The sequence below is a fragment of the Ruegeria sp. CI5 genome (assembly GCF_056536885.1).
This window is the reverse complement of sequence record NZ_JBQFQN010000002.1, coordinates 294,361-320,086: the sequence shown is the minus strand read 5'-3', so window position 1 is coordinate 320,086 and position 25,726 is coordinate 294,361. Positions and strand designations below refer to the sequence as shown.

General features: G+C 64.0%; 24 protein-coding genes. 17 read left to right on the top strand and 7 right to left on the bottom strand.

Features of this window, described 5'->3' with window-relative positions; all coding sequences use genetic code 11:
* Positions 1–146 precede the first annotated feature (146 nt).
* Positions 147–1,370 (top strand): 5-aminolevulinate synthase, encoded by a 1,224-nt coding sequence (gene hemA, locus ACR0BA_RS10275; RefSeq protein WP_480727804.1) that lies wholly within the window; start codon positions 147–149, stop codon positions 1,368–1,370.
* 58 nt (positions 1,371–1,428) lie between these two features.
* Here the strand turns inward: hemA and ACR0BA_RS10270 are convergent, their stop codons facing one another.
* From ACR0BA_RS10270 to ACR0BA_RS10245, 6 genes are read right to left on the bottom strand one after another with little or no spacing between them, the layout of a single operon-like run.
* Positions 1,429–1,704, bottom strand: coding sequence for a cytochrome C oxidase subunit IV family protein (locus tag ACR0BA_RS10270; protein ID WP_480727803.1), 276 nt, complete (start codon positions 1,702–1,704; stop codon positions 1,429–1,431).
* 4 nt (positions 1,705–1,708) lie between these two features.
* Positions 1,709–2,257, bottom strand: coding sequence for a cytochrome c oxidase subunit 3 (locus tag ACR0BA_RS10265; protein ID WP_480727801.1), 549 nt, complete (start codon positions 2,255–2,257; stop codon positions 1,709–1,711).
* Positions 2,254–4,176 carry a nitric oxide reductase activation protein NorD gene (locus ACR0BA_RS10260; RefSeq protein ID WP_480727800.1) on the bottom strand — a complete coding sequence of 641 codons (1,923 nt, stop codon included), beginning with the start codon at positions 4,174–4,176 and terminating at the stop codon, positions 2,254–2,256. The genes ACR0BA_RS10265 and ACR0BA_RS10260 overlap by 4 nt, the downstream gene beginning before the upstream one ends.
* Before the next feature lie 8 nt (positions 4,177–4,184).
* Entirely contained in the window at positions 4,185–4,994 is an 810-nt protein-coding gene (locus ACR0BA_RS10255; protein WP_260066647.1) for a CbbQ/NirQ/NorQ/GpvN family protein, read from the bottom strand.
* Positions 4,995–4,999: 5 nt separating this feature from the next.
* Positions 5,000–6,367: a cbb3-type cytochrome c oxidase subunit I gene (locus tag ACR0BA_RS10250; protein ID WP_170341159.1), complete on the bottom strand. Its 1,368-nt coding sequence runs from the start codon at positions 6,365–6,367 to the stop codon at positions 5,000–5,002.
* Between the two features lie 15 nt (positions 6,368–6,382).
* Positions 6,383–6,832, bottom strand: a complete 450-nt coding sequence (locus tag ACR0BA_RS10245) for a c-type cytochrome (protein WP_005977183.1) — start codon at positions 6,830–6,832, stop codon at positions 6,383–6,385.
* 244 nt (positions 6,833–7,076) lie between these two features.
* Here ACR0BA_RS10245 and ACR0BA_RS10240 point away from each other — a divergent pair, with 244 nt between their 5' ends.
* The gene (locus ACR0BA_RS10240) at positions 7,077–8,183 is read left to right on the top strand and encodes a Hint domain-containing protein (protein ID WP_480727798.1); all 1,107 of its coding nucleotides are present in this window, start codon (positions 7,077–7,079) and stop codon (positions 8,181–8,183) included.
* Between the two features lie 5 nt (positions 8,184–8,188).
* On the opposite strand, the gene ACR0BA_RS10235 is transcribed toward ACR0BA_RS10240, so the two are convergent.
* Entirely contained in the window at positions 8,189–9,382 is a 1,194-nt protein-coding gene (locus ACR0BA_RS10235) for an NnrS family protein (RefSeq protein WP_170452722.1), read from the bottom strand.
* A 233-nt stretch (positions 9,383–9,615) separates the two neighbouring features.
* On the opposite strand from ACR0BA_RS10235, the gene ACR0BA_RS10230 reads away from it, so the two are divergent.
* From ACR0BA_RS10230 to nosZ, 15 genes are all read left to right on the top strand, one after another.
* Positions 9,616–11,292 carry a cytochrome D1 domain-containing protein gene (locus tag ACR0BA_RS10230; protein WP_170359698.1) on the top strand — a complete coding sequence of 559 codons (1,677 nt, stop codon included), beginning with the start codon at positions 9,616–9,618 and terminating at the stop codon, positions 11,290–11,292.
* 145 nt (positions 11,293–11,437) lie between these two features.
* Entirely contained in the window at positions 11,438–13,225 is a 1,788-nt protein-coding gene (locus ACR0BA_RS10225) for a NapC/NirT family cytochrome c (protein WP_480727796.1), read from the top strand.
* Between the two features lie 54 nt (positions 13,226–13,279).
* A complete protein-coding gene (locus ACR0BA_RS10220; RefSeq protein WP_170359694.1) occupies positions 13,280–13,687 on the top strand; it encodes a cupredoxin domain-containing protein in 408 nt (135 codons plus the stop codon).
* 213 nt (positions 13,688–13,900) lie between these two features.
* Positions 13,901–14,662 (top strand): uroporphyrinogen-III C-methyltransferase, encoded by a 762-nt coding sequence (gene cobA / locus ACR0BA_RS10215; RefSeq protein WP_170366048.1) that lies wholly within the window; start codon positions 13,901–13,903, stop codon positions 14,660–14,662.
* Positions 14,655–15,005, top strand: coding sequence for a c-type cytochrome (locus ACR0BA_RS10210; protein ID WP_170391604.1), 351 nt, complete (start codon positions 14,655–14,657; stop codon positions 15,003–15,005). The genes cobA and ACR0BA_RS10210 overlap by 8 nt, the downstream gene beginning before the upstream one ends.
* Complete coding sequence (locus ACR0BA_RS10205) at positions 15,002–16,150, top strand: cytochrome D1 domain-containing protein (protein ID WP_480727795.1); 1,149 nt, start codon at positions 15,002–15,004, stop codon at positions 16,148–16,150. Before ACR0BA_RS10210 ends, ACR0BA_RS10205 begins: the two co-directional genes overlap by 4 nt.
* 3 nt (positions 16,151–16,153) lie before the next feature.
* Positions 16,154–17,143: a siroheme decarboxylase subunit beta gene (ahbB, locus tag ACR0BA_RS10200; RefSeq protein WP_480727793.1), complete on the top strand. Its 990-nt coding sequence runs from the start codon at positions 16,154–16,156 to the stop codon at positions 17,141–17,143.
* Positions 17,140–17,592, top strand: a complete 453-nt coding sequence (locus tag ACR0BA_RS10195) for an Lrp/AsnC family transcriptional regulator (RefSeq protein WP_170341142.1) — start codon at positions 17,140–17,142, stop codon at positions 17,590–17,592. Before ahbB (ACR0BA_RS10200) ends, ACR0BA_RS10195 begins: the two co-directional genes overlap by 4 nt.
* Positions 17,589–18,071, top strand: coding sequence for a siroheme decarboxylase subunit beta (gene ahbB / locus ACR0BA_RS10190; protein WP_480727792.1), 483 nt, complete (start codon positions 17,589–17,591; stop codon positions 18,069–18,071). The genes ACR0BA_RS10195 and ahbB (ACR0BA_RS10190) overlap by 4 nt, the downstream gene beginning before the upstream one ends.
* Before the next feature lie 5 nt (positions 18,072–18,076).
* Positions 18,077–19,291, top strand: a complete 1,215-nt coding sequence (nirJ, locus tag ACR0BA_RS10185) for a heme d1 biosynthesis radical SAM protein NirJ (protein WP_480727790.1) — start codon at positions 18,077–18,079, stop codon at positions 19,289–19,291.
* Positions 19,266–20,819: a cytochrome D1 domain-containing protein gene (locus ACR0BA_RS10180; RefSeq protein ID WP_480727788.1), complete on the top strand. Its 1,554-nt coding sequence runs from the start codon at positions 19,266–19,268 to the stop codon at positions 20,817–20,819. Before nirJ ends, ACR0BA_RS10180 begins: the two co-directional genes overlap by 26 nt.
* Positions 20,776–21,039 (top strand): hypothetical protein, encoded by a 264-nt coding sequence (locus tag ACR0BA_RS10175; protein WP_480727786.1) that lies wholly within the window; start codon positions 20,776–20,778, stop codon positions 21,037–21,039. The genes ACR0BA_RS10180 and ACR0BA_RS10175 overlap by 44 nt, the downstream gene beginning before the upstream one ends.
* A gap of 120 nt (positions 21,040–21,159) precedes the next feature.
* A complete protein-coding gene (locus ACR0BA_RS10170) occupies positions 21,160–21,624 on the top strand; it encodes a DUF2946 family protein (protein ID WP_480727785.1) in 465 nt (154 codons plus the stop codon).
* Positions 21,615–23,795, top strand: coding sequence for a 4Fe-4S binding protein (locus ACR0BA_RS10165; RefSeq protein WP_480727783.1), 2,181 nt, complete (start codon positions 21,615–21,617; stop codon positions 23,793–23,795). Before ACR0BA_RS10170 ends, ACR0BA_RS10165 begins: the two co-directional genes overlap by 10 nt.
* Positions 23,796–23,809: 14 nt before the next feature.
* A complete protein-coding gene (gene nosZ, locus ACR0BA_RS10160) occupies positions 23,810–25,723 on the top strand; it encodes a TAT-dependent nitrous-oxide reductase (protein ID WP_170439455.1) in 1,914 nt (637 codons plus the stop codon).
* The last annotated feature ends 3 nt before the right edge of the window (positions 25,724–25,726 follow it).

Genomic DNA, 25,726 nt, shown 5'->3' with positions numbered 1-25,726 from the left:
GCCCATCCATCCCTGCGCCAGCCTATGCCAAACCCGCGCGCCGCGCACCACCCTTTTCCCGGCGTCGCTTGACTATTGTCATGTTCCCGGCGTGCGCGCACCCATAGTCTGCCCGCCAACAGCCAGTTTTCCGGGGAGATCGAGACATGGATTACGAGCGTTTTTTCAGCCAGAGCCTCAGCGACCTGAAGGCCGAGGGCAACTATCGTGTCTTCATCGACCTGCAGCGCAAATGCGGCGCCTTTCCCAATGCCCGCCAGACCGATGGCGCGGCGGCACGGGACGTGCGCATCTGGTGTTCGAACGACTATCTGGGCATGGGCCAGCACCCGTCGGTTCTGGCGGCGATGCATGATGCGCTGGACCGCTGCGGCGCCGGTGCGGGCGGCACCCGCAACATTTCCGGCACCACCCATGACCACGTCCTGTTGGAACACGAACTGGCCGACCTGCACGGGAAAGAGGCGGCGCTGCTGTTCACCTCCGGCTACGTCTCGAACTGGGCGGCGCTGGGGACGCTGGCGGCAAAGATCCCCGGCCTGATCGTGTTCTCGGACGCGCTGAACCATGCCTCGATGATCGAGGGCATCCGCCATTCGCGGGCGCAGAAGGTGATCTGGAATCACAACGATCTGGACGACCTGCGCGCCAAGCTGGCCGCCGCCGACCCCGAGGCGCCCAAGATGATCGCCTTTGAATCGGTCTATTCGATGGACGGCGACATCGCTCCGATCAAGGAAATCTGCGACCTGGCCGATGAATTCGGCGCCATGACCTATCTGGACGAGGTCCATGCCGTCGGCCTCTATGGTCCCCGCGGCGGCGGCATCGCCGAGCGCGAGGGTCTGATGCACCGTCTGACCGTGATCGAGGGCACGCTGGGCAAGGCCTTCGGCGTGGTGGGCGGCTATATCGCCGCGTCGGCCGCGCTGTGCGACTTCGTGCGCAGCTTTGCCAGCGGCTTCATCTTCACCACCGCCCTGCCCCCGGCGATCGCCGCCGGGGCCGCGGCTTCGATCCGGCATCTGAAGCAGTCGAATGCCGAACGCGACCTGCAGAAGGAACGCGTGGCCCAGGTTCGCGCCCGGCTCGACGCCGAGGGCATCCCGCATCTGCCCAACCCCAGCCACATCATCCCGGTGATGGTGGGCGACCCGGTCAAGTGCAAGTTCATCTCGGACACGCTGTTGGAAGAGTTCGGCATCTACATCCAGCCGATCAACTATCCCACCGTCCCCAAGGGCACCGAGCGGCTGCGCATCACGCCCTCGCCCGTGCATACCGATGTCGATATCGACCATCTGGTCGGCGCGCTCTCGGCGCTGTGGCAGCGGTGCCAGATCGCCCGGATGCCGATGGCCGCGCAATAGATTTCTGTCCCTGAACTGGCAAGCCGCCGTGCCCCTGTGCGCGGCGGTTCTTTTTGCCTCAGACCAGGTAGAGCGCGAAGATCAGTGCCGCAAAGGTGCTCAGCACCAACGTGAAGCCCCGCAGCCAGGCCGGGCTGAATTCAAGGTCGAGATACCGCGCCAGGATGATGCGGGCCTTGAACAAGGCCAGCAGCAGGATGCCGCTCCCGACCAGCCGGGGCTCAATGGGCACGAGGGTCAGCAGGGCCGAAACCAGGCTGAGCGCGATCAGGCCGGCCCAGGCGCGGGTCAAGCGATCCGAATGGGTGTATCGGACACAGGAAAAACTCGGCATCGCATCACCCCAGCAGGTAGATCACCGGAAACAGCAGGATCCAGACCAGATCGACCATGTGCCAGAACTGGCCGCCGGCCTCGATGTTGCGGGGATCGTCGCGCCAGGCGACCAGCAGCAGAATGGCGACCCCGGCCAGCACATGCGCGGCATGGAACCCGGTGAGAAGGTAGTAGAACAGGAAAAACGGGTGGGTCTCGTAGTTGATGCCTTGCGCGGCCTTGCCGGCATATTCCGCGCCCTTGATGATCAGGAAAATCACGCCCAGCAGGGCCGCGCCGATCAGGGACAGCCGCGCGGCGCCGCGGCGCGCTGCCTGTCGCCAGCGCAGGGCCCGCGCCGCCAGAAAACCCGAGGTGACCAGAACCCCCGTGTTGAGCGCGGCCGCGGTGCGGTAGAGATGTGATTGCGCCTCGGCAAAGCCCGCCGGATCGGTCAGACGGACACCCATGAAGGCGATCAACCCGGCCCCGAACACCAGCAGTTCCGAGACGATCAGAACCCACATCAGCAATTCGCCGGGCAGCTCGTCGATCAGCGAAGCATCACTCATGCGCCGACCAGTTGGCGATAGATCTGCGGCAGGGCCATGGTCAGGCGGTTGGGGTCGGGGATCACCGCGAACCCGCCCTGCCCGAACATGCGCGGGAACCAGCTTTTGCCAGTCTTGTCGATGGTGACGCCAAAGACCGACTGCCCCGCCCGGCGCGCCTCGCGTACGGCCATGCAAGTGTCTTCGATGCCGTGGCGGCCCTCGTAGTGGTCCAGATCATTGGGCTTGCCATCGGTGATCACCAGCAGCAGCCGGCGTTTGCGCGCCTGCGCCGCCAGATCGGCCGAGGCATGACGGATCGCCGCCCCCAGCCGCGTGTAATGGCCCGGTCGCAGCGACGCGATGCGCTGCTCCACGGTGGCCGTCATGGGCTCATTGAACCTTTTGCAGCGCTGCACATAGACCCGCTGGCGTTTCAGCGAACTGAAGGCGTGGATGGCAAAATCGTCGCCGCAGGCGTTCAGACCCCAGGCCAGCGCCGCCAGTGCCTCGCGTTCGATATCGATCACCGCACGCCCCGCGACCGCGCTTTCGGTCGATCGGCTGACATCCAGCAGGATCGACACCGCCAGGTCGCGCGCCTCGGGACGGGATTGCATCCAGATGCGCTCGTTGCCCTCGCCATTGGCGCGGCGGTCCACGGCGCTGCGCACGGCGGCCTCGATATCCAGCTGGTCGCCGTCCAGATGGCCGCGGGTCATCACGCGGCCCGGGCGCAGGGCCTCGAACTGGCGTTTGACGGCGCGGATGCGGCGGGCGGTGGCCGGGTCCTTGCCGAAATCGGCGGCATCCTCGCGAATCTCGGCATCCGAAGTCAGAACGTTGACGTGATCGGGCAGATACTGCCCCGTGCGCACATCCCATTCCGGGTACAGCACACGCCCCGAAAGGCGCTCGCGGTTCACGTCTTCGGGCGCGAGATCGAGATGCAGCTTCAGCCGCGTCGGCGGCGCCTTCGATATCTGGCCCAGCCCGATTTCGTCCTGATCGTCGGCGGCCTTTTTCGCGTTGTCCGGGTCGTCATCGTCGATCCGGCGGTTGAGGTTCAGGAATTCGGCCCAGCTGAGGATCGCCTCGAACTTGTGCAGGATCAGACTGTCCTGCCGCTCGGCCTGGTCGGATTTGCGGCGGCGGGCGCGGTGGGTCTTTTCCCCCGATTCCTCGGGTGGGCCGTCGGTGTCGCGGCTTTCGACCTCGGTGTGTTCGGAAAAGGCGACCGCGCGCAGTTCGGGCCACAGGGGCACCGGGCGGAACGGCTGGTACCCGCGCGGGGCGGCCACGTCGTCGCCCAGGGCGTCATAGGCCTGGGCGCGGCCGGACAGGGGCGCCGGATCACCCAGCATCCGGCGGATCAGGTCTTCGACGGCGGCCTCGGCCGGGGGCAGGCCGGGCAGATTGCGCTGATACAGCACGCCCTTGCATAGTTCGGTGTAAAGCGGGCACAGGCCCGGCGCGTCCTCGAGCGTTGCGGCGACCATCGCGCGGGCCGCCTGCAGGGCGCGCAGATCGGCGCGCAGGGGATCGTCCTCGTCGATGCGGGTTCCGGCATGGGCGGCCACCGCCGCCAGCCAGACATAAAGCGCGCCATTGGCTTCGCGCGCGGGAAAAACCGCCAGCCGGTCGGGCAGGCGCAGGACCTCGCCGTCGAAACTGGCGCGCGGGATCAGCTCGGCCTCGGTGGCCAGCTTGCGCCGCCAGCCCAGCCGGTGGCGCGAGAGCTCGGGCGAAACCGGGCGCAGTTCGACGCCCGGACTGCCCCCAAGCCCCCGGAAAAGAACGGCCAGCCGCCCCGCGACCTGCGACAGGTCGACCGCGGCTCCTTCGTGCACCTCTGGTGCATCAAGGCGGCTGGCAAGGCTGTGCCACAGTTTCCCGATGGTTTCTTCGGGTTCCCATGGCTCAAAGTCGATCCTGACCATCGCCGGCCTCACCCAAAGACGGCGGTGACAAGATCGAGGAGCCCGCGTTTGATATCCTCGTCATCAGTCAGAGGTTCGATCATGGCGGCAAGGATGGCGCGGTCGGTGGACATGCCCTGCGCGATCAGCGTCGCGGCATAGACGACCAGGCGGGTGGATACGCCTTCCTCGAGGTCCTGACCCTTGAGCCCGCGCAGCTTGCCCGCCAGCCGCACCAGCGGCTTGCAGCGCTCCAGCGGCAGACCGCTTTCCTGCGCGACCACCTCGGCCTCCATCTGAGGCGAGGGGAAGTCGAATTCCAGCGAGATGAACCGTTGCCGGGTCGAGGGTTTGAGGGTTTTCAGAATGTTCTGATAGCCGGGGTTGTAGGAGGCCACCAGCATGAAGCCGGTCGCGGCCTCAAGCTCTTCCCCGGTGCGATCGATCGGCAGGATGCGCCGGTCGTCGGTCAGCGGGTGCAGCACCACGGTCACGTCCTTGCGCGCCTCGACCACCTCGTCCAGGTAACAGATCGCGCCCTCGCGCACCGCGCGGGTCAGGGGGCCGTCGACCCAAACGGTCTCGCCGCCTTTCAGCAGGTAGCGCCCGATCAGGTCGGCCGCGGCCAGGTCGTCGTGGCAGGCCACGGTATAGAGCGGCCGACCCAGACTGGCGGCCATATGGGACACGAAGCGGGTCTTGCCGCAACCTGTCGGCCCTTTCAGCAGGACCGGCAGCTTGTTGGTATAGGCGGCGGCGAACACGTCGCATTCGTCGCCCTGGGGCAGGTAGAAGGGGGCGTCTGCCGCCCCCGTTCCCAGTTTCATGGAGCCGTCCATATCCATCACTCCGCCGGGGTTTCCACGACGCCGGGTTCGATGACCTCTTTGCGCGGAACCCAGATCGAGTAGATGAACAGCAGCGCACCGATGACCACGACCAGACCGGAGCCGAAGCGCATCCAGTAGAAGATCGCGACCTGATCCTGCACATCCATGTAGTAGTCACCCACCACGCGCTGCATGTGCGTCTGGACGGTGCCGGCAAAGGTCAGCACGAAGGTCATGAAGACCATGCCGCCGGTCATCAGCCAGAACGAGGCCATGTTCAGCACCTGATTGTACGGATCACGGTTCTTCAGGATCGGCATCGCATAGGTGAAGATCGCCAGGTTGAGGCAGACATAGGCGCCGTAGAAGGCCAGGTGCCCGTGCGCCGCCGTGATCTGCGTGCCGTGGGTATAGTAGTTCACCCCGTGCAGCGTGTGCAGGAAGCCCCAGACACCGGCACCGAAGAAGGCCAGCGTGGCACAGCCCAGCGACCACAGCAGCGCGGCCTTGTTGGGGTGGTCCCGACGGCCCTTCCAGACCATGACGAACGCAAAGGCCATCATCGCAAAGAACGGGATCACCTCGAGGCTTGAGAAGATCGACCCGATCCACTGCCAGTAACCCGGCGTACCGATCCAGTAGTAGTGGTGGCCGGTGCCCAAAATGCCCGAGAACAACGCGGCGGCGACGATGACATACAGCCATTTCTCGACCACCTCGCGGTCAACTCCGGTCAGCTTGAGCATCAGGTAGGCCAGGATCGAGGCCATGATCAGCTCCCACACGCCTTCGACCCACAGGTGAACGACGTACCACCAGTACTGCTTGTCGAGGCTCAGGTTGCCCGGGTTGTAGAAGGCGAACAGGAACAGCAGCGCCAGCCCCCACAGGCCCAGCAGCAGGATGTTTGTGATGGCGGTCTTCTTGCCCTTCAAAACGGTCAACGACACGTTGTAGAGGAAGATCAGCGCCGCCACGACGATGCCGGCCTTGACCCATTTGGGTTGTTCAAGGAACTCGCGCCCCTCTTTGCCCAGCAGCCAGTTGCCTTCGAACAGGTTGAAGACATAGGTCAGCACCACACCCAGCGTGCCCAGAATCAGGATCGCCAGCTGGATATAGGCCAGCTTGGTCGAGTGGATCTCGCGCTCGGCCTCTTCGGGGATCAGGAAATAGGCCGCGCCAAAAAAGCCGGTGATCAACCACACGATCAGCGCGTTGGTGTGCAGCATCCGCACGATATTGAACGGCAGAAGCTCGCTCAGAAAGTTGGGGGATACATAGATCCAGCCGGCCAGCAGACCGCCGATCACCTGGATCGCGAACAGGCCCATTGCGAATGCGAAATAGGCATAGGCCACTTTTTGGGATTCGTATTTCATTGCTCCGTTCCCTTCTCAGCCCGCGTCATTCGGGGGCCAGTCCTGAGCGTCGATGTTGTCCGTCCAGATCAGGAAGTTGGCCAGATCACGGATCTCTTCGTCGCTGAGGTTGAACCTTGGCATCTGCCGGCGACCGGGAATGCCGGTGGGTTGCGCCTCCATCCAGCCCTTGAGAGATTCAAAGGCCGATTCCGGGTCGTCCAGAACGCCCCAGCGGGTCATCACGTTGGCGACCTCCGGGGCGAAATAGGCACCCTCACCCATGATCGAGTGACAGTTGATGCAGGCGTGTTTTTCCCAGACGTGTTTGCCCCGGATCACGCTCTCATCCAGCTTCGCCGAGTTCGGCGAATTGACGATGTACAGGTGTGAGTGGGCCGACAGGGCCAGAAAGATTAAGATGAAGAACAGTGACCCGCCATAGAATATGTTGCGGGCCATGCTCTTGGTCATGACTTCTCGCATTGCGCTCTCCTTTGCGCCGCTTTGCTGGTGGGGGGACAATGGCGGGATGGGCGGTTTGCCGCCTTAACGAAAGTCAAGACTCTGTCCTGGCACGCGGCCAATAGGCTACATTCCCTTAAAATAAGCGTGTAATGCCCCGAAATCGCCTTGAACCGCTGCTATCAGGGTGCGAAGTCAGATGGAGTTTCCGGGTCCGTGACGTGCTATTCCGGTGTCTTTGATTGAGCGAGTGAACGAGTAAGAGATGGCGAACTATTCCTATATCGGCTACGCGCCAGGGGTGATTTCACTTAGTTTTACCGGGTTTAACTCCGGTACCATCACTCTGAGTTCAGGCTATGATCCGAACACCGATCGCCGGGTATTTGACGTAACCGACGCGGCCGGTGGAACGCTCGTGAACGGAGATCCGGACAACGGAACTGATTTCAACGGCGACCGTTTCAACAACGAAGTCGGCGATGACCTGACACAGACAGGCGTCGTCACCAGCCTTGACGGATCAACCACCTTTGATTCCGGCGCTATCTATCTGGAAGAATCCTATGCCCTGACCAAACCGGGCGGCGGTACGATCGATGTTTTCCGGGTCGAGGTTGAAGGAAATCTTGTCGGATACATCACGTCCGAACCTTTGGTACCCGGTACCGCCTATTCCTTCATTCGTTCGAATGTGACCCCTTCAAACGCTCCGGACACCACCGATCCCACAGCCATTGTCGACGTGCCCTGTTTTACCGCCGGTACGCTGATCGAAACACCCACCGGCGCCAAGGCGATAGAAGATCTGGCCGAAGGCGATCTGGTGCTGACGCTCGATCACGGCCCGCAACCGATTCGCTGGGTCGGCTCGCGCATCCTGACGTCGGTCGATTTGCAGGCCAACCCACGCCTGCGTCCGATCTGTGTATCAGCCGGAGCGCTGGGGGCGGGTCTACCGCGGCGCGACCTGCGGGTCTCTCCGCAGCACCGGATGCTGGTTCGCTCGGCGATTGCCGTGCGCATGTTCGACGCCCAAGAGGTGCTGATCCCAGCCCACAAGCTGGTCGGCGTTCCCGGCGTTCATGCCGATGAAACCGTCAGCAGCGTGACGTACTACCACATTCTGTTCGACCGCCATGAAATCGTGACCGCCGAAGGGGCTCCGTCGGAAAGCCTGTACACCGGGCCCGAAGCACTCAAAAGCATTGGCCGCGATGCCCGAGACGAGATCTTCGAGATTTTCCCCGAGCTTGACGACCCGGATCATGTCCCGATCGCCGCTCGGCCCATTCCCGAAACCGGCAAGCGTGCGCGGCACATGATCTATCGGCATGTCAAAAACGCGCGACCTTTGATCGACCGGGCCTGAGCCGCTCAGGACGGTACCGCACGCGGACCCACCAAGGCCGGCCACATCGCCACCACATACAGCGCCATCGCGCTGATCCACAGCCCGTCGGCAACCAGCATGGCAGTCAAGAATTGCGCGTCCAACCCGGACCCAATCCAGCGCAGAATCGCAGCCAGAGCCATAGCTCCGTAGGCGACGACCACCGGCGCGGGGGCGACCAGCGCCCGTCCGCTATGGCCAAGCGCCGCGCGGCTCATGACCGCCAGCGTCATGCCACCGACGCAGCCGATGCCCAACACATGCAGCGCACCAAGTTCACTGCCGAGGCCCAACAAGCCCATTCCCCACAGAACCAGTCCAAGGCCCAGCATCCCCAAGGCCAGATGCAGCGCAAACAGAATCGGCTGCCGGACAGCCCAAGCCCCCCGCCAACCTGACAGGCGCAAGCCCTGTATCGCTCCGAGGACCAGCGCCAAAATCGCGACCGCGTGCCCGGCCCCGAAGATCAGCATCACAGCGGGCAGCAGCAGGGCCAGCACCATGTTGCTTTTTTCCATCCAATCGCGACTGACAGGCCACTCAGCTTCGGGCACGCCTGCGCGCTTCATTGCGTTGCGCGTAAAGGCCGGAGTGATCCGACCACCCAGAATGGAGATCATGGAACACAAGGCCAGCAGTCCTGTACGCAGACCGACATCGAGGGTTCCGACCGTCACACCGATCCAGTCCAGATGGGTCAACAGGTTGGACACCCAGATGTAGGCCAGCAACAGAAGAAAGATCATGTTCTGCGGTTTTGGTCGCCGGATCAGCTGGGTGGCGATCTTGGCCGCAAGAACCGGCACGAAGGCGAGATCGAGCACCGCGACAATCACCGGGTCGATCACACCCGAAAACCACAGTGCCACGCGCCCGGCCAACCACAGCGCCGCTGCAGCGGCAATAAACAAACGCCGCGCCTCAGGGGCACCGGTCCAGTTGGGAACGGCGGTCAGAAAGAACCCGCCCAGTGCGGCACTGGCATAGCCGAAAATCATCTCGTGCGCGTGCCACATCGGCGGGCTCATGGCATAGGGCGCCTCGGTCCACATTTCGACCCCGGCCAGCGTTGCCAGCCACCCTCCCCAGGCCAGACCGGCAAACACGCCGTAAAGACCTGCAAACAGAAAAAAGACCCGGAACCCCTCACCCATAACGCGCGTGATTGCCGATGGCATGCCTGCTCTCCTTGGCCAAGCTGTTCGATGGCCAAGCACTAGCAACCGGCGGACCCGCGCCCCTTAACCAAAATCAAGCGTCGGCGAAAACATGACCCCAAAAAGCACTTATTTTCATGGCTTTTTTCCGCGTCATTTCCGTCTGAACACCCCCTCCGTTGACTTTCGTCAAGGAGAAGACGCCCGTCCCGGCGCAGTGTCCGGCCTGCCTCACCAGCAAACGGAGAGTGATCATGTCACTTGGAATCAGCCATTACACCACCGGCCGCGCCTTCAGGGTCGGTCTGGCCATGTTGTTGGGCAGCGTCGCTGCTCCGACATTCGCCGAAGAGCCAACCCTGAGCGACGAAGCCTTCGAGGCTTCGAAACAGCTCTACTTCGAACAATGTGCCGGCTGCCACGGCGTGCTGCGCAAGGGCGCCACCGGCAAGAACCTCGAGCCGCACTGGAAGAAAACCGCAGCCGACGGCACCGTGACCGAAGGCGGCACCTTGCAACTGGGCCAGGAGCGCCTTGAAAAGATCATCGCGTGGGGCACCGAAGGCGGTATGAACAACTTCTCGGACATCATGACCGAGGAGCAGATCCGCGACATGGCGACCTACATCATGATGGACCCGCCCAAGCCGCCGGAAATGTCGCTGGAACAGATGAAGGCGACCCGCAAGGTCTATGTCGAAGAGGCAGACTATCCGACCGAGCCGCTGCACGGTCGCAACTGGGAGAACTTCTTCGTCGTCATCGAACGTGACGTGGGCAAGGTGGCCGTAATCGACGGCGACACCAAAGAGGTGCTGACCCACATCCCCACCGGCTATGCCGTGCACGTTCTGAAAGCGTCCGAACACCATAGCCTGACCGAACCGGAACATCCCGGCCGCTTCTGGTACACCATGGGTCGCGACGGCAAGATGACCAAAATCGACCTCTGGCAGACGCCGGACAAGATGTTGGTCTCTGAGGTCAAGATCGCCTATGACGCCCGCGACGTCGCAGTTTCCGGCGATGGCAAATACGTCATCGGTGGTGGTTACTGGCCGCCGCACTTCGCGATCGTTGACGCCAAAACCATGGAACCGCTCAAGGTCGTTTCGACCCGCGGCGTGAACGTGGACGGCGACTATGTCGAAGAAAGCCGCGTGGCCGCGATCTACACGACACCGAACGAACCGACCTGGATCGTCGCCGTGAAAGAGTTGGGCCAGTTGTGGCAGGTCGATTACACGGACCTCGACAACCTGCGCATCGACAAGATCGACAGCGCCAAGTTCCTGCATGACGGTTTCTTTGACCCGACGGGCCGCTATTTTCAGATCGCCGCGAACGCGTCGAACAAAATGGTGGTCGTCGATACCGAGACCCACAAGCTGGAGGCGATGATCGACACCGCCGCCCTGCCGCACCCCGGACCGGGCGCAAACTGGGTCGATCCGAACTGTGGACCGGTTGCCGGCACGACCCACCTAGGCGTGGGTACCGTGACCGTTTGGGGCAACGACCCCGAAGGCCACCCGGATCAGGCTTGGAAGGTCTGCTACGAAGTGGAGACGGACGGCCCCGGCCTGTTTGTCCGCACCCACCCGAACTCAGACTACATCTGGGCTGACCAGACCAAACACCCCGAGCCGGAAATCCAGCAGTCGGTGCAAGTCATCTCGAAAGAGACCGGCGAGATCGTGAAAACGATCCAGATCACCGAAGACGAAGGCAGTGCCGCCGTTCACTTTGAATTCAATGCCGACGGCACCGAGGTCTGGGTCTCCAAGTGGAACCTGTCGGACTCCAAGGAGCCCAACGGTCAAATCGTGATCTTCGACGCCAAGACGCTGGAAGAGATCGGCCGTATCGACGGGCTCTATGCGCCGACCGGCAAGTTCAACGTCTACAACCGCTCGAACCACGTCACCTGACGGGTTGGCAGCAAGCACAGGAAAGGGCGGGCCCCTCGCCCGCCCTTTCCACGTTTGTCCGCGGCGCCCTGCCCGGCATCCCAACCGCCATTCCAACCGGCCTGAAATCCAAGGCCAGACATGACAGCCAAAACGGAGCCTGGACATGACCCAGTCCGAACCGGAAAAGAAAAAACCGATCTGGCGCCGGTATTTCCTGTGGGGAATGCCCGTGGCCGGCATCGCCGCGGCCTTTGTCGCCGGCATCATCTTCTGGGGCGGGTTCAACACCGCCATGGAAGCCACCAACACCGAGAAATTCTGTGTCTCGTGCCATGAGATGCGCGACTATATCTACACCGAGTACAAGGGCACGATCCATGACGTGAACCGCTCGGGCGTGGGCGCGGTCTGTTCGGACTGCCACGTGCCCAAGGACTGGACGCACAAGATCATCCGCAAGATCAAAGCCTCGAGAGAGCTGTACGGCAAGATGGTTGGCTCGATCAGCACGCCCGAGAAATTCGAGGCCAAGCGCATCCATCTGGCAATGAACGAGTGGCAGCGGATGAAAAAGACCGACTCGCGCGAATGCCGCAACTGCCACGATTTCGAGTCGATGATGCCCGAGTTCCAGAAACCGCGGGCACGACAGCAGCACCTTAACGCGATGGAGGTCGGCCAGACCTGCATCGACTGCCACAAGGGCATCGCGCACTCGAACATCCGTGACCGCGCGCCCGAGGATTTCCTGGAAGAGCTCGAAGCCCCGAACCCGGCCTTCGCCCGTCCGATCCCGCCGGAATACCTGGCCAGCCTGGAACGGATCGAAGCCAAGGAGGCCGCCGAAGCCGAGGCCGAGAAAGCCGCTCGGAAGGCCCAGCAGGAGGCGGTGCAGGCACAGATCGCCGCAGCGGTCGACGCCGCACTGGCCGAGGAACGCGCCAAGGCCGATGGCACCGCAACCGACGCCGCGGCCTCGGGCGGCAGCGACGTTGGTGGCAACATCGACTGGAACGCCGTGGCCAGCACCGATCTGAAACTGTTCTATCCGGGACAGGCTTCGTTCGAATGGGTGCAGAACGGCAAGACCCACGGCGGCGCCCGTCCGCTGACCAAAGGTGGCGACCAGTGCTCGACCTGCCACGCCAAGGAGCTGGACGCGATCGGCAACAAGATCGTCGCCGGCGGTGATCTCGAACCGACCCCGATCCCCGGCAAGCGCGGGGTGATCGACGCCACGGTTCAGGCCGCGCATGACGACGAAAACCTGTATATCCGGCTGCAATGGGCGGATGCGGGCCACAATCCCGTGCCCTTCGTCGACGGCGGCAAGATGGACCCGGACAACCCGATCAAGGTCGCCATGATGATCACCGGCACCGGGATCGAGCTGGGCGAACAGGTGGGGTGCTGGGCCTCGTGCCACGCCGACAACACCTACATGCCCTTTGCGCCCGATGCCGAAACCATCGCCGCCAACACGGACGTGGCCGCACGCCTGACGGCCAAGGACACCGTCACCAAGTACATCAGCGAAAGCCGCACCGAGGTCGAAGTCAAAGGCCGGCGCGGCAAGCCGCTGGGCGGCTGGGACAAGCTGCAGGCCGAAGAGCAGATCGCGCAGTACCTGCAGGACGGCAATTTCCTTGACCTGATGCGCGTCTATGCCGACGGCAGCGCCACCAACGGCTATCTGCTGGAACAGCGCGTGGTCAATGATGGCGAGATCTCGGCCTCGGCCAGCCTGTCGGGCGGCATGTGGACGGTGGTATTCTCGCGTCCGCTGAACTCGGGCGCGCCGGGCGACGTGCCGCTGGAGCCGGGCAAGACCTACACGGTGGGCTTTGCCATCCACGATGACCACTCGGCCGCACGGTTCCACCACGTCACGCTGAACACCAGCCTCGCGCTGGATGACGACAGCGCCGACATCAACGTGGTCAAACAGTAACGAAAAGGGGCCGGCGATACGGCCCATTTTCCACGGCCGAGGAGACACGCGACCATGACGACCAAGCCCCTTCTGACCGCAGTCCTGACCCTAGCGATGGTTCTGCCAGCCCTAGCCGATGAAGCCGACCAGATCTGCGCCGAGGCCGAGGAAAGCTATGTCGAACTCTTCGGCGATCCTTCCGACGCCGTGCTGGATGCCGAGGTGGTGCTGATGTACAAGTACCACTTCTGTCCGGCCCAGATCACGGTCAAGCCCGGCACCACGGTGCGCTGGGTCAACGTGGACAAGCGCACCAGCCATTCGGTGCTTTTGAAGGACGGCAGCCAGCCCGAATCCGACCGCATCTTCCCCGAGGAATCGGTCGAGATGACGTTCCTTGAACCCGGCCCGCAGAACTATCTGTGCGGCCCGCATTGGGAAACGCAGAACATGGTCGGCATGGTCACCGTCGAGCCCTGAACGCAGGCAGACATACAGGCAAACTAAAGGAGCGCGGGCGCAAATCCCGCGCTCCTTAACTTATGTCAAGGAGGCCCCTTTGCGAATGCGCCAGTCTGCGGCCATGACACGCCCGGCCACCCCAGCAACGTCCCGATCCGCCGCTCTGTCCGCGCTCGGAACCGACCGGAACGCCCGGGTCCCGATGACATTCAGACCAAGCGAGATTGCACCATGAGCGGTAAGGTTTTTCTGATCGGCGCCGGACCCGGAGACCCCGAATTGATGACCCTGCGCGCCTTGCGCATGCTGCGCGAGGCGGATGTGGTGGTCTACGACCGTCTGGTTTCGGAGGAGATCCTGGCCATGCACGCCCCCGGTGCGCGGCTGATCCCCGTGGGCAAGGCGCCCAAATGCCATACCGTGCCGCAGGACCGGATCAACCAGATCCTGCTGGAACAGGCCCGCGCGGGCCACAGGGTTGCCCGCCTCAAGGGGGGCGATCCGATGATCTTTGGCCGCGGCTCGGAAGAGGCGGCGTTTCTGATGGACCATGGCATTGCGGTTGAATACGCGCCCGGCATCACCGCGGCGCAGGGGGCAAGCTGTTCGACCGGCGTGCCGCTGACCCATCGCGGGCTGGCCACCTCGGTTCAATATGTCACCGGCCATCGTCAGGCCGATAAGGTGCTGGACCTCGACTGGAAGCGCCTGGCGGACCCTGACACCACCTTGGTCATCTACATGGGCGTCGCCAATATTGGCCAGATCGCCATGGGCCTGATGACCGAGAACCTGCCGGGAACGACCCCCGTCCTGGCCGTCGGCAAGGCGACAACCCCGGACGAACGCCGCCTTGTCTCGCGTCTGGACCGTGTCGCCGCCGACGTGCGCGCGGCCGGTCTGGCCGCCCCTACCCTGTTCATCATCGGCAAGGTCGTGTCGCTCTATGCCGAACGGCCGGTTGCCGAATTGCTGGAGCACGCTCATGGCTAGGACTCTGCCCATTGAACCGGCCCGTCGGGACTGGCCCGGGCGCGCGGTGCTGACCGCCGCCGTGCTGGTGGCCACCTCGGCCTTCGCCGCCGACACGCTGGACCCCAACGCGCTGAAGCGTCTGGTGCATCAGGATTGCGGGTCCTGCCACGGCCTGACCCTGAAAGGCGGGCTGGGCCCCGATCTGCGAGCCGGAAACCTGCAGCACTATGACCCCGAAATCCTGACCGGCGTAATCCTGGACGGCATCCCCGACACGGCCATGCCGCCGTGGCGGCCCCTCATCAGCGAGGAAGAGGCCGAATGGATCGCCCGTTATCTGCTGAAACCGGAGGCCCAATGAAACAGTTTGTCCTTGGCCTCGCGGCCTCGTTGCTGATGACCGCAGCCCATGCCGAACCCACCGCCACCGGAGACCTGGGGCTGGTGATCGAACGGGCCACCGGCTCGGTCCTGCTGGTCGATCAGTCCGACCGCGCCGCGTTGGCCCGGATCGAAGGACTGGGCGATCTGTCCCATGCCTCGCTGGTCTATTCGCCCGACGAACGCTTCGCCTATGTGTTCGGGCGCGACGGCGGGCTGACCAAGGTCGATATCGTGACCCGTCAGATCGCCAAGCGCGTCGTGCAGGCCGGGAACGCCATCGGCGGGGCGATCTCTGACGACGGCACGCTGGTGGCAGTGTCGAACTATGAACCCGGCGGGGTGCACGTCTTTGACGCCGACACGCTGGATCTGGTGGCCGACATCCCTACCGGCAGCAAGACCATCGGCCTGGTCGATGCACCGGGCCGCCGTTTCGTGTTCACCATGTGGGATACGGGCGAGACCTGGATCGCCGATTTCGCCCGCGGCACCGACCCGCTAATCACCAAGATCACCGACATGGGCAAAAAACCCTATGACGCGCTGATCACCGCCAATGGCCGCACCTACATCACCGGCCTTTTCGGGCAGGACGGGTTGACCGCGCTGGACCTGTGGGCAGACACCCCCGAACCGATCCGGGTACTGCCCGGATATGGGCGCGGCCAACAAGAGATGCCCGTCTACAAGATGCCCCATCTGGAAGGCTGGGCGCATACGGGCGCCGAATTCGTCTTGCCGGCCGTCGGCCATCACCAGGTGCTCTGGGTCGATGCCGACACACTCACGGAAACCGGGCGCACCCAGACGTATGGCCAGCCCGTCTTTGCCATGGCGCGGCCCGACGGCCGGCAGGTCTGGGTGAACTTCGCCCACCCGCTGAACGACACGATCCAGGTGATCGACACGGTCAGCAAACAGGTCATCCACGAGTTCAAACCCGGCCCGGCGGTGCTGCACATGGAGTTCACCCCGCGTGGGCACGAGGTCTGGATCAGCGTGCGCGATGCCAACAAGATCATGGTCTATGACACCCACAGCTTTGAAAAGCTGCGGGAAATCCCGGCCGACAGCCCCTCGGGCATCTTCTTCACCGCGCGTGCGCACAGAACGGGGCTGTAAGCGATGTGCCATATCACCGACCCGATCGACCGAAGGCTGCTGGATGACTGGCAGCGCGATTTTCCCGTCACCGACCGGCCGTTCCAAGTGCTGGCCGCGGCGCTGGGACTGGATGAGGCCGAAGTGATCGACCGCCTGAACCGCATGCGCGCCGCCGGGCGCATCACCCGCGTCGGCGCGACGGTCGCGCCCGGCGTGGCCTCGGCCAGCACCCTGGCCGCCGTCGCCGCGCCCGAGGAGAAGGTGGAACAGATCGCCGCCCTGATCGACGCCGAACCGGGCGTGAACCACAATTACCAGCGCGAGGATGACTGGAACCTGTGGTTCGTGGCCACCGGCCCCGACCGGGCGCATGTGGATGCCACACTGGCCCGGATCAGCGACCGCACCGGGCTGCGCGTGCTGGATCTGCGTCTGGTCCGCCCGTTCAACGTCGATCTGGGTTTTCGCATGTCCGATTGTTCGCGCCGCGTGCCTCGGCCGCGTACGGTCGACCGGAGCGTTCTGCGGCAAGGCGACCGCGACATCCTGCAGGCGCTCAGCGCGGGGCTGCCGCTGATGGCCGACCCCTATGCGGCGCTGGCCCAATCCCTGAACCGCACTCCTGAGGACGTGATGGATCGCATCCGGGTGTTGCACAAGGCCGGCGTCATCTCGCGCCTGGGGGTCATCGTGCGGCATCGGGCGCTGGGGTGGTCGGCCAACGCCATGGTCGTGTGGGACCTGCCCGCCGACCGGATCGACCACGCGGGCCCCGCACTGGCCGCGCATCCCGGCGTGACCCTGTGCTATGAACGCCAGCCGGTCAAGGGCGTGTGGCCCTACCGGCTCTATTCCATGATCCACGCCCGGTCGCGCTCCGAGGCGCGGGGTATCCTGGCCGGCGCCTCCGCCCTGCCCGAACTGTCGGGCGCCGCGCACAAGGTTCTGTTCTCGACCCGCTGCTTCAAACAGACCGGCGCATTGATCAAACCAAAAGAGGCCGCCGCATGACCCCGCTGGACGACACCGACCGCCGCCTGCTGAACCGCCTGCAGGAGGACCTGCCGCTGACCCCCCGCCCCTATGCCGACGTGGCGGCCGAGTTGGGGATCACCGAGCAGGACCTGCTGGACCGGCTGGCGCGGATGAAGGCCGACCGGATCATCACCCGGTTCGGCCCGTTCTTCGACGCCGCCGCCATGGGCGGGGATTTCTGCCTGTGCGCCATGGCGGTGCCCGAGGCCGAGTTTGAAACCGTCCTGACCAAAGTCAATGCGCATCCCGAGGTGGCGCATAATTATGAGCGTACGCACCGGCTGAACATGTGGTTTGTTCTGGCGACCGAAACGCCCGAGGCGATCACCGCCACGGCCGACGCGATCGAACGCGAGACGGGGATCACGGTTCACCGGTTCCCGAAACTGCAGGAATTTTTCATCGGCTTCCGGGTGGCAGCATGATCGACGCAACCGACAGACGGATCATCGAGGCTCTCCAAGGCGGGCTGCCCCTGGTGCCCGCGCCCTATGCGCAGGTCGCCGACGATCTGGGGATCGAGGAAGCCGCCCTGCTGGATCGGCTGGCCACGTTGAAGGCGCGCGGGGTGATCCGGCGGATCGCCGCGGCCCCCAACCACTACAAGCTGGGCATGACCTCGAACGGCATGACCGTCTGGGACGTGCAGGACGACCTGATCGGCGAACTCGGCGCCCATATCGGAGCGCTGCCCTTCGTCACCCATTGCTACGAACGGCCCCGTGCCCTGCCCCACTGGCCCTACAACCTGTTCGCCATGGTTCATGGCAGCTCGCCCGATGAGGTCGAACAGAAACGCGGCCGGATCGCCGCGATCCTTGGATCGGCCTGCCGCGGCAGCGACATCCTTTATTCCACGCGCATCCTGAAGAAAACCGGGCTGCGCCTGAAAGCGAAAGGCTGAGACCGATGTTCCGCCTGACCGAATACATGCAGCAGCTTGTCAACCCGACGCCGGTGCGCAAACGCCGCCCCGGACCGGTGAAGCCGGTGGTGATCTGGAACCTGACCCGGCGCTGCAACCTGAAATGCCGCCATTGCTACACCGTGTCTGCGGATGTGGCCTTCCCGGGCGAGCTCAGCCACGAGCAAGCCATGGTCACCCTTGAGGATCTGGGCCAGTTTCGCGTCCCGGCCCTGATCCTCTCGGGCGGGGAGCCATTGGACCGGTTCGATTTTTTCGACATCGCCCGGCGCGCGCGCCAGCTGGTGCCGATGTTGGCCCTGTCGACCAACGGCACGCGGATCCACGACGAAACGGCCGACATGATCGCCGACGTGGGCTTCAACTATGTCGGCATCTCGCTCGACGGGATCGGGGCCACGAATGACTGGTTTCGCGGGGTCGAGGGCGCCTTTGATGACGCCCTGCGCGGCGTGCGCGAATGCAAGAAACGCGGCATCAAGGTGGGCCTGCGGTTCTGCCTGACCGAAGGCACCCAGCACCACCTGCCCGACCTGCTGAAACTGTGCGACGACGAGGGGGTGGACAAGTTCTATCTCTCGCATCTGGTCTATGCCGGGCGCGGCGACAAGAACCGGGGCGAGGACGCGGAACATCAGCGCACCCGGCAGGGGCTCGACCTGTTGCTGAACCGCGCATGGGAGGCCGCCTCGGGCGGACGCCCGCTGGACATCGTGACCGGCAACAACGACGCGGATGCCGGGTATTTCCTGAACTGGGCCGCCGCCCGGTTCGACGCCGACGCCGTCGCGCATGTGCGCGAACACCTGGCCCATTGGGGCGGTAATTCCAGCGGTCTGGGCGTGGCCAATATCGACAATCTGGGCCGCGTCCATCCCGATACCTACTGGTCGGACTACACGGTGGGCAACGTCAAACTCACTCCGTTTTCCGAGTTGTGGACCGGGGATGACCCGATGCTGGCCCTGCTGCGCACGCGGCCACGCCCGTTGAAGGGGCGCTGCGGCGCCTGCCGGTTGCAGGATGTCTGCGGCGGCAACACGCGCATCCGCGCCCTGCAGCTGACCGGCGACCCGTGGGCCGAAGACCCGGCCTGCTACCTGACCAATGAAGAAATCGGCGTGGACGGCGCGGGCGAGCGCCTGCAGGTCACGCCTTTCCGGGGGAAAAGCCATGATCCGGCGCATCAGTTCTTTTAAGGCACTCAAATTCGGTACTTTGTGCTCGGTGTTGTTGGCTGGAACGGCTTGGGCGGATGCTCAATCAGATTACGCCGAACATTGCGCCAGCTGCCATGGAGAGGCCCGGCTGGGCGGCGTCGGCCCGGCGCTGATCCCCGAAACGCTCAAACGCATGCGCGGCCCCCGCGTGGCCGCCGTCATCGCCGAGGGGCGCCCGGCCACCCAGATGCCCGCCTTCGCGCACGAGCTGGACGCGCTGCAGATCGAAGAGCTTGCGGGCTGGCTGAAATCTCCGCTGGAGGTGGACCCCGAATGGGATGCCGAACAGATCATGGCCAGCCGCACGCTGGATGCCGATTACGCACCGGTCGATGCGCCGGTTTGGGACAGCGACCCTATGAACATCACGCTGGTGGTGGAAACCGGCGATCACCATGTCAGCGTTCTGGACGGCGACACGTTCGAGGTTCTGGACCGGTTCGAAACCCCCTTTGCCGTGCATGGCGGCCCCAAGTTCAGCCCCGATGGGCGCTATGTGTTCATCATGTCGCGCGATGGCTGGGTGCAGAAATACGACATCTGGGCGTTGAAACAGGTGGGCCGCATCCGCGCCGGCCTGAACAGCCGCAACATCGCCATGTCGGGCGACGGCAAGTGGCTGGCCGTTGCGAACTATCTGCCCAACAGCCTGACCCTGCTGTCGACCGAGGATCTGTCGGTGGCCAGGGTGGCCGAGGTCAAGGGCAAGAAGGGCAAGCCCAGCCGGGTCTCGGCCGTGTACCAGGCACCGCCGCGCGAAAGCTTCGTGCTGGCGCTCAAGGACGTGCCCGAGATCTGGGAAGTGTTCTATGGCGACAACCCGCCGCAATTCGGGCTGGGCCATGATTTCCGGATCGAGGGGCAGTTCAAGAACCCCGACCCCTTCCCCGTCCGCAAGATCACCACGCCCGACTATCTGGACGATTTCTTTTTCGACCAGAGCTATGAATACGTCATGGGCGCGTCGCGCAATGGCAAGGGCGGTCAGGTGATCGACCTTGTTATCGGGCAGAAAGTGGCGGATCTGGACCTGCCCGGCATGCCGCATCTGGGCTCGGGCATCACCTGGGAACGGAACGGCACCACGGTGATGGCGACGCCGCACCTGACCGAAGGCACCATCTCGGTCATCGACATGGGCACCTGGGAAACGATCAGGCGGATCGAGACCGAAGGCCCGGGCTTTTTCATGCGCAGCCACGAGAACTCGCCCTATGTCTGGGCCGACGTGTTCTTCGGCCCCAACAAGGACGCGATGCATGTGATCGACAAGCAGAGCCTCGAGATCGTCAAAACCCTGCGGCCTGCGCCGGGCAAGACCGTGGCGCATGTGGAATTCACCCGCGACGGCGCCCATGCGCTGGTGTCGATCTGGGAGGATGACGGCGCGGTGATCGTCTATGACGCGCAGACGCTCGAGGAAATCAAACGCCTGCCGATGCGCAAACCTTCGGGGAAATACAATGTCTGGAACAAGATCACCTTCTCGGAAGGCACCAGCCACTGACGGGCGCTGGCCAGTCTGGAAACTGGCCATTCTGTTGTATCCGGCGACTGCGCTGACCGTCGCCATCAACCTGTTTCTGGCCGGGTTGATCGTCCATGCGCTGGGGTTCGGCGCCGTGACACCGGTGGGCGCGCTGATCTGGTGTGTGCCCCTTGGGGTTCCGGCCAGCTGGCTGGCGGGGCGCTGGGTGCGGCGGCTGATGGATGAGGCCGACGGCTGATCCCGGGCGAACGGCCGCCAAACCGAAGTGCCATTTTTTTGACCACCTGATCGAAGTCAAGTCGCGCCGCCTGCCAATCCCTTACGACTCGGGCAACATCAGATTCGAGTCGGAGTCTCCATGCCCGCCGCCCGCCAACACCACAGCCTCCCTGTCCGCGCGACACGCGTGGCCGCCGGGCTGGCGGGCATCTTTCTTTTGATGTTGCAGGTGCTTGGGCCAGCGCTGGCGAGTCCCGGCCAGGGCACCTGGATGGAGATCTGCTCGGAGGCAGGAGCGGTCTGGGTCCAGGTGGACCTGGAAGAAGACACTGGCGACCCGACCGCGCCCTGCCCGAAATGCGCCGATTGCGCCCTGTGCGCGATTACGGCTGCGGCGCCGGTCCCGGACCTGCCGCAGGTGCAACAGCCCGGGTTTGTACAAATCCCACGGTGTACGTTCACTGATCTGTTGGATCTGTACAAGTCCGAACGGCTGTGGCCCGAAACCCGCGGCCCCCCGGCCGCGCCCGAAATCAGAACCGAACGCGCGCCGCGCGCGTCCATGGCGTCAACCCGAACCGAAGGAGGTGCGCCGTGGTCGTGACCCGCGCTGCCCATTTCCTTGTTGCCCTTGTCCTGTTTTGCCTGCTGGCGCTTGGCGCGCGGGCCGACAGTCTGGCCAGCTTCCTGCCCGAGATCGAACCCGCCGAACTGGCGCCCGGTGCCGATGCCATCGGTCCGGTGCGTGAAGACGTGCCGGTGGCCCCGGTGCTGAAGGGCGGTGAAACCGTCGCCTGGGCCTTTCTCACATCCGATTTCGTGGGCACCACCGGCTATTCCGGCAAGCCCATTCACATCGTCGCCGCCATCGACGGTGATGCGGTGCTGACCGGCGTCAAGCTGGTCAAACATTCCGAACCCATCGTTCTGATCGGCATTCCCAACGCGCGCATGGTCGAGCTGACCGAAGGCTATGCCGGGCTGGACCTCAAACGCGAGGTCGAGACAGGCGGCGAGGGACATGATCTGGACATCATCTCGGGGGCGACCGTGACGATCATGGTGATCGATGACAGCCTTGTGCGCGGCGGCATCAAGGTGGCCCGCGCCTTGGGTCTGGGCGGTCTGTCCGAAGTACAGGCCGACGGCCCCCAGCGTCAAGTCGACATGGCCAAGGCCGACACCCGTGACTGGGCCACGCTCTCGGGCGACGGCTCGATCCGGCGGCTGACGCTGGACGTGGGTCAGGTGAATGCCGCCTTCGAGGCCACCGGCGACCAGCGCGCGATCAAGCGCCCCGAGAAGGGCAACCCCGAGGACACCTTCATCGACATGCATGTGGCGCTGGTCTCGGTGCCTTCGATCGGCAAGTCGCTGCTGGGCGAGGCCGAGTACCAGAACCTAGTCAATTGGCTGGACGAGGGCGAACACGCCATCCTGGTGTTGGGCCGCGGCAAGTACAGCTTCAAAGGCTCGGGTTATGTGCGCGGCGGGATCTTCGACCGGATCCAACTGATCCAGGGCGACAATTCGGTGCGGTTCTTCGACCGCCAGCACCGTCGCCTCGGCACGGTGGCCGCCGAGGATGCACCCAGCTTTACCGAGTTGGACATCTTCAAGATCCCTGCCGATGCCGAGTTCGACCCGACCGAACCGTTCCGCCTGCAACTGCTGGTGCAGCGGGCCATCGGCGCGGTGGAAAAGACCTTCCTGACCTTCGATCTGGGCTACAAGCTGCCCGAACAGTACCTGTTGCCGGTCGCGGCCGCGCCCAAGGTGGTGAACGATGCCACCGGCGAGGCCGCCGCCAAGTCGGCCCTGTGGCAGCGCATCTGGAAGGACCGCCAGGTCGAGATCGCCGTGCTGGGCGCCATGCTGCTGGTGCTGACGATCACATTCTTCTTCCAGTTCCACGCGACGATGAACGCGCGGGTCTTCTACTGGTTCCGCATCGGGTTCCTGACGATGACGCTTTTCTTCATCGGCTGGTACGCCAATGCGCAGCTGAGCGTGGTGAACATCATGGCGCTGGCCGGCAGCCTGCGCAGCGGCTTCACCTGGGATGCCTTCCTGCTGGACCCGCTGGTGTTCATCCAATGGTTCGCCGTGGCCGCCGCGCTGCTGTTCTGGGGACGCGGGGCCTATTGCGGCTGGCTGTGCCCCTTCGGCGCCCTGCAGGAGCTGACCAACAAGATCGCCCGCGCGTTTAAAGTGCCGCAATGGACCCTGCCCTGGGGCCTGAACGAGCGCCTGTGGCCGATCAAGTACATGATCTTCCTGGCGCTGTTCGGCCTGAGCATGGTGTCGATCCCGCTTGCCGAGAAATACGCCGAGGTCGAGCCGTTCAAGACCGCGATCATTCTGAAATTCATGCGCGACTGGCCCTTCGTGGTCTTTGCGGTGGGTCTGCTGGTGATCGGTCTGTTCATCGAACGGTTCTATTGCCGCTATCTGTGCCCGCTGGGCGCGGCGCTGGCGATCCCCGCCCGTATCCGCATGTTCGACTGGCTGCGCCGCTACAAGGATTGCGGCAACCCCTGTCAGACCTGCGCCAACGAATGCCCCGTTCAGGCCATCCACCCCACCGGTGAGATCAACCCGAACGAGTGCGTCACCTGCCTGCATTGTCAGGTGCTCTACCAGTCCGAGAGCAAATGTCCCGTCGTCATCCGCCAGCTGAAACGGCGGGCCAAGACCGGGTCGGTCAAACTCAAGACCCCCCTCGGACAACCACCGGCGAACCATCCAAACGCCAAACCGCAAACCGTTTCCTAAAAGGAGGAACGATCATGTCGGATCATGACACCAAACTGAACATCACCCGCCGCGGGTTGCTGGGGGCCTCGGCCACCGGGGCCGTGCTGGCCGGAACCGGGCTGGGCGTCGGCGGCACGCTGATGACCGCCAAGCAGGCCAGCGCCGCCGCGAAGGTCGAACTGGCCCCCGGCGAGCTGGACGAATATTACGGCTTCTGGTCCTCGGGCCAGACCGGCGAGCTGCGCATCATGGGCTTCCCGTCCATGCGCGAGCTGATGCGGGTGCCGGTGTTCAACCGCTGCTCGGCCACCGGTTGGGGCCAGACCAACGAGTCGCTGAAGATCCTGACCGAGGGCCTGCTGCCGGAAACCAAGGAGTTCCTGGCCAAGCGCGGCATGAAAACCTATGACAACGGCGACCTGCACCACCCGCACATGTCGTTCACCGACGGCACCTATGACGGCCGCTATCTGTTCATGAACGACAAGGCCAACACCCGCGTGGCCCGCGTGCGCTGCGACGTGATGAAATGCGACAAGATCATCGAGATCCCCAACGCCAAGGCGATCCACGGTCTGCGCCCGCAGAAATTCCCGCGCACCGGCTATGTCTTTGCCAATGGTGAGGACGAAACCCCGCTGATCAACGACGGCAGCGTGCTGGACGATCCGTCGCAATACGTCAACATCTTCACCGCCATCGACGGTGACACGATGGAGATCGCCTGGCAGGTGATGGTGTCGGGCAACCTCGACAACACCGATTGCGACTATCAGGGCAAATACGCCTTCTCGACCTCGTACAACTCGGAAATGGGCATGAACCTGGCCGAGATGACCGAGAGCGAGATGGACCACGTGGTCGTCTTCAACCTCAAGGAAATCGAGGCCGGCATCGCCGCGGGCGACTATCAGGAGATCAAGGGCGTCAAGGTTCTGGACGGGCGCAAGGGGTCGAACAAGAAATACACCCGCTACATCCCGATCCCGAACTCGCCGCACGGCATCAACACCGCGCCCGACGGCAAGCACGTTTGCATCAACGGCAAGCTGTCGCCGACCGTGTCGATAATGGACGTGACCAAGCTGGACGCGCTGTTCGAAAGCGACGCCGATCCGCGGTCGTGCATCGTGGGCGAGCCGCAGCTGGGCCTTGGCCCGCTTCACACCGCCTATGACGGTCAGGGCAACGCCTTCACCACGCTGTTCCTGGACAGCCAGATCGTCAAATGGAACATCGACAAGGCCATCCGCGCCTACAACGGCGAGGACGTGGACCCGATCATCTCGAAGGTCGACGTGCACTATCAGCCGGGCCACAACTCGACCTCGATGGGTGAGACCAAAGACGCCGACGGCAAGTGGCTGATCTCGATGAACAAGTTCTCGAAGGACCGGTTCCTGAACACCGGTCCGCTCAAGCCCGAGAACGAGCAGGTGATCGACATCTCGACCGACGAGATGAAGGTGGTCCATGACGGCCCGACCTTCGCCGAGCCGCATGACTCGATCATCGTGCGGCGCGACATCGTGAACCCGGTCAACGTCTGGGACCGCAACGACCCGACCTGGGAAGATGCGCGCAAACAGGCCGAGGCCGATGGCGTCGATCTGGAGGAAGGCGCCGAAGAGCCCATCCGCGACGGCAACAAGGTGCGGGTCTACATGGTCTCGCAGGCCCCGACCTTCAGCCTAGAGAAGTTCACCGTCAAACAGGGCGACGAGGTCACGATCTACGTCACCAACCTGGATGACGTGGACGATGTGACCCACGGCTTCTGCCTGGGCAACTACGGCATCGCCTTCGAGGTCGCGCCGCAGGCCACCGCCTCGATCACCTTCACCGCCGACCGTCCGGGCGTGCACTGGTTCTATTGCCAGTGGTTCTGCCACGCGCTGCACATGGAAATGCGCGGCCGGATGCTGGTCGAACCGCAAGGAGCCTGACCC

Excerpts from the sequence above, each read along its gene's own strand:
- hemA (WP_480727804.1), top strand. The coding sequence starts at position 147 with ATGGATTACGAGCGTTTTTTCAGCCAGAGCCTCAGCGACCTGAAGGCC.
- ACR0BA_RS10270 (WP_480727803.1), bottom strand. The coding sequence starts at position 1,704 with ATGCCGAGTTTTTCCTGTGTCCGATACACCCATTCGGATCGCTTGACC.
- ACR0BA_RS10265 (WP_480727801.1), bottom strand. The coding sequence starts at position 2,257 with ATGAGTGATGCTTCGCTGATCGACGAGCTGCCCGGCGAATTGCTGATG.
- ACR0BA_RS10260 (WP_480727800.1), bottom strand. The coding sequence starts at position 4,176 with ATGGTCAGGATCGACTTTGAGCCATGGGAACCCGAAGAAACCATCGGG.
- ACR0BA_RS10255 (WP_260066647.1), bottom strand. The coding sequence starts at position 4,994 with ATGGACGGCTCCATGAAACTGGGAACGGGGGCGGCAGACGCCCCCTTC.
- ACR0BA_RS10250 (WP_170341159.1), bottom strand. The coding sequence starts at position 6,367 with ATGAAATACGAATCCCAAAAAGTGGCCTATGCCTATTTCGCATTCGCA.
- ACR0BA_RS10245 (WP_005977183.1), bottom strand. The coding sequence starts at position 6,832 with ATGCGAGAAGTCATGACCAAGAGCATGGCCCGCAACATATTCTATGGC.
- ACR0BA_RS10240 (WP_480727798.1), top strand. The coding sequence starts at position 7,077 with ATGGCGAACTATTCCTATATCGGCTACGCGCCAGGGGTGATTTCACTT.
- ACR0BA_RS10235 (WP_170452722.1), bottom strand. The coding sequence starts at position 9,382 with ATGCCATCGGCAATCACGCGCGTTATGGGTGAGGGGTTCCGGGTCTTT.
- ACR0BA_RS10230 (WP_170359698.1), top strand. The coding sequence starts at position 9,616 with ATGTCACTTGGAATCAGCCATTACACCACCGGCCGCGCCTTCAGGGTC.
- ACR0BA_RS10225 (WP_480727796.1), top strand. The coding sequence starts at position 11,438 with ATGACCCAGTCCGAACCGGAAAAGAAAAAACCGATCTGGCGCCGGTAT.
- ACR0BA_RS10220 (WP_170359694.1), top strand. The coding sequence starts at position 13,280 with ATGACGACCAAGCCCCTTCTGACCGCAGTCCTGACCCTAGCGATGGTT.
- cobA (WP_170366048.1), top strand. The coding sequence starts at position 13,901 with ATGAGCGGTAAGGTTTTTCTGATCGGCGCCGGACCCGGAGACCCCGAA.
- ACR0BA_RS10210 (WP_170391604.1), top strand. The coding sequence starts at position 14,655 with ATGGCTAGGACTCTGCCCATTGAACCGGCCCGTCGGGACTGGCCCGGG.
- ACR0BA_RS10205 (WP_480727795.1), top strand. The coding sequence starts at position 15,002 with ATGAAACAGTTTGTCCTTGGCCTCGCGGCCTCGTTGCTGATGACCGCA.
- ahbB (WP_480727793.1), top strand. The coding sequence starts at position 16,154 with ATGTGCCATATCACCGACCCGATCGACCGAAGGCTGCTGGATGACTGG.
- ACR0BA_RS10195 (WP_170341142.1), top strand. The coding sequence starts at position 17,140 with ATGACCCCGCTGGACGACACCGACCGCCGCCTGCTGAACCGCCTGCAG.
- ahbB (WP_480727792.1), top strand. The coding sequence starts at position 17,589 with ATGATCGACGCAACCGACAGACGGATCATCGAGGCTCTCCAAGGCGGG.
- nirJ (WP_480727790.1), top strand. The coding sequence starts at position 18,077 with ATGTTCCGCCTGACCGAATACATGCAGCAGCTTGTCAACCCGACGCCG.
- ACR0BA_RS10180 (WP_480727788.1), top strand. The coding sequence starts at position 19,266 with ATGATCCGGCGCATCAGTTCTTTTAAGGCACTCAAATTCGGTACTTTG.
- ACR0BA_RS10175 (WP_480727786.1), top strand. The coding sequence starts at position 20,776 with ATGTCTGGAACAAGATCACCTTCTCGGAAGGCACCAGCCACTGACGGG.
- ACR0BA_RS10170 (WP_480727785.1), top strand. The coding sequence starts at position 21,160 with ATGCCCGCCGCCCGCCAACACCACAGCCTCCCTGTCCGCGCGACACGC.
- nosZ (WP_170439455.1), top strand. The coding sequence starts at position 23,810 with ATGTCGGATCATGACACCAAACTGAACATCACCCGCCGCGGGTTGCTG.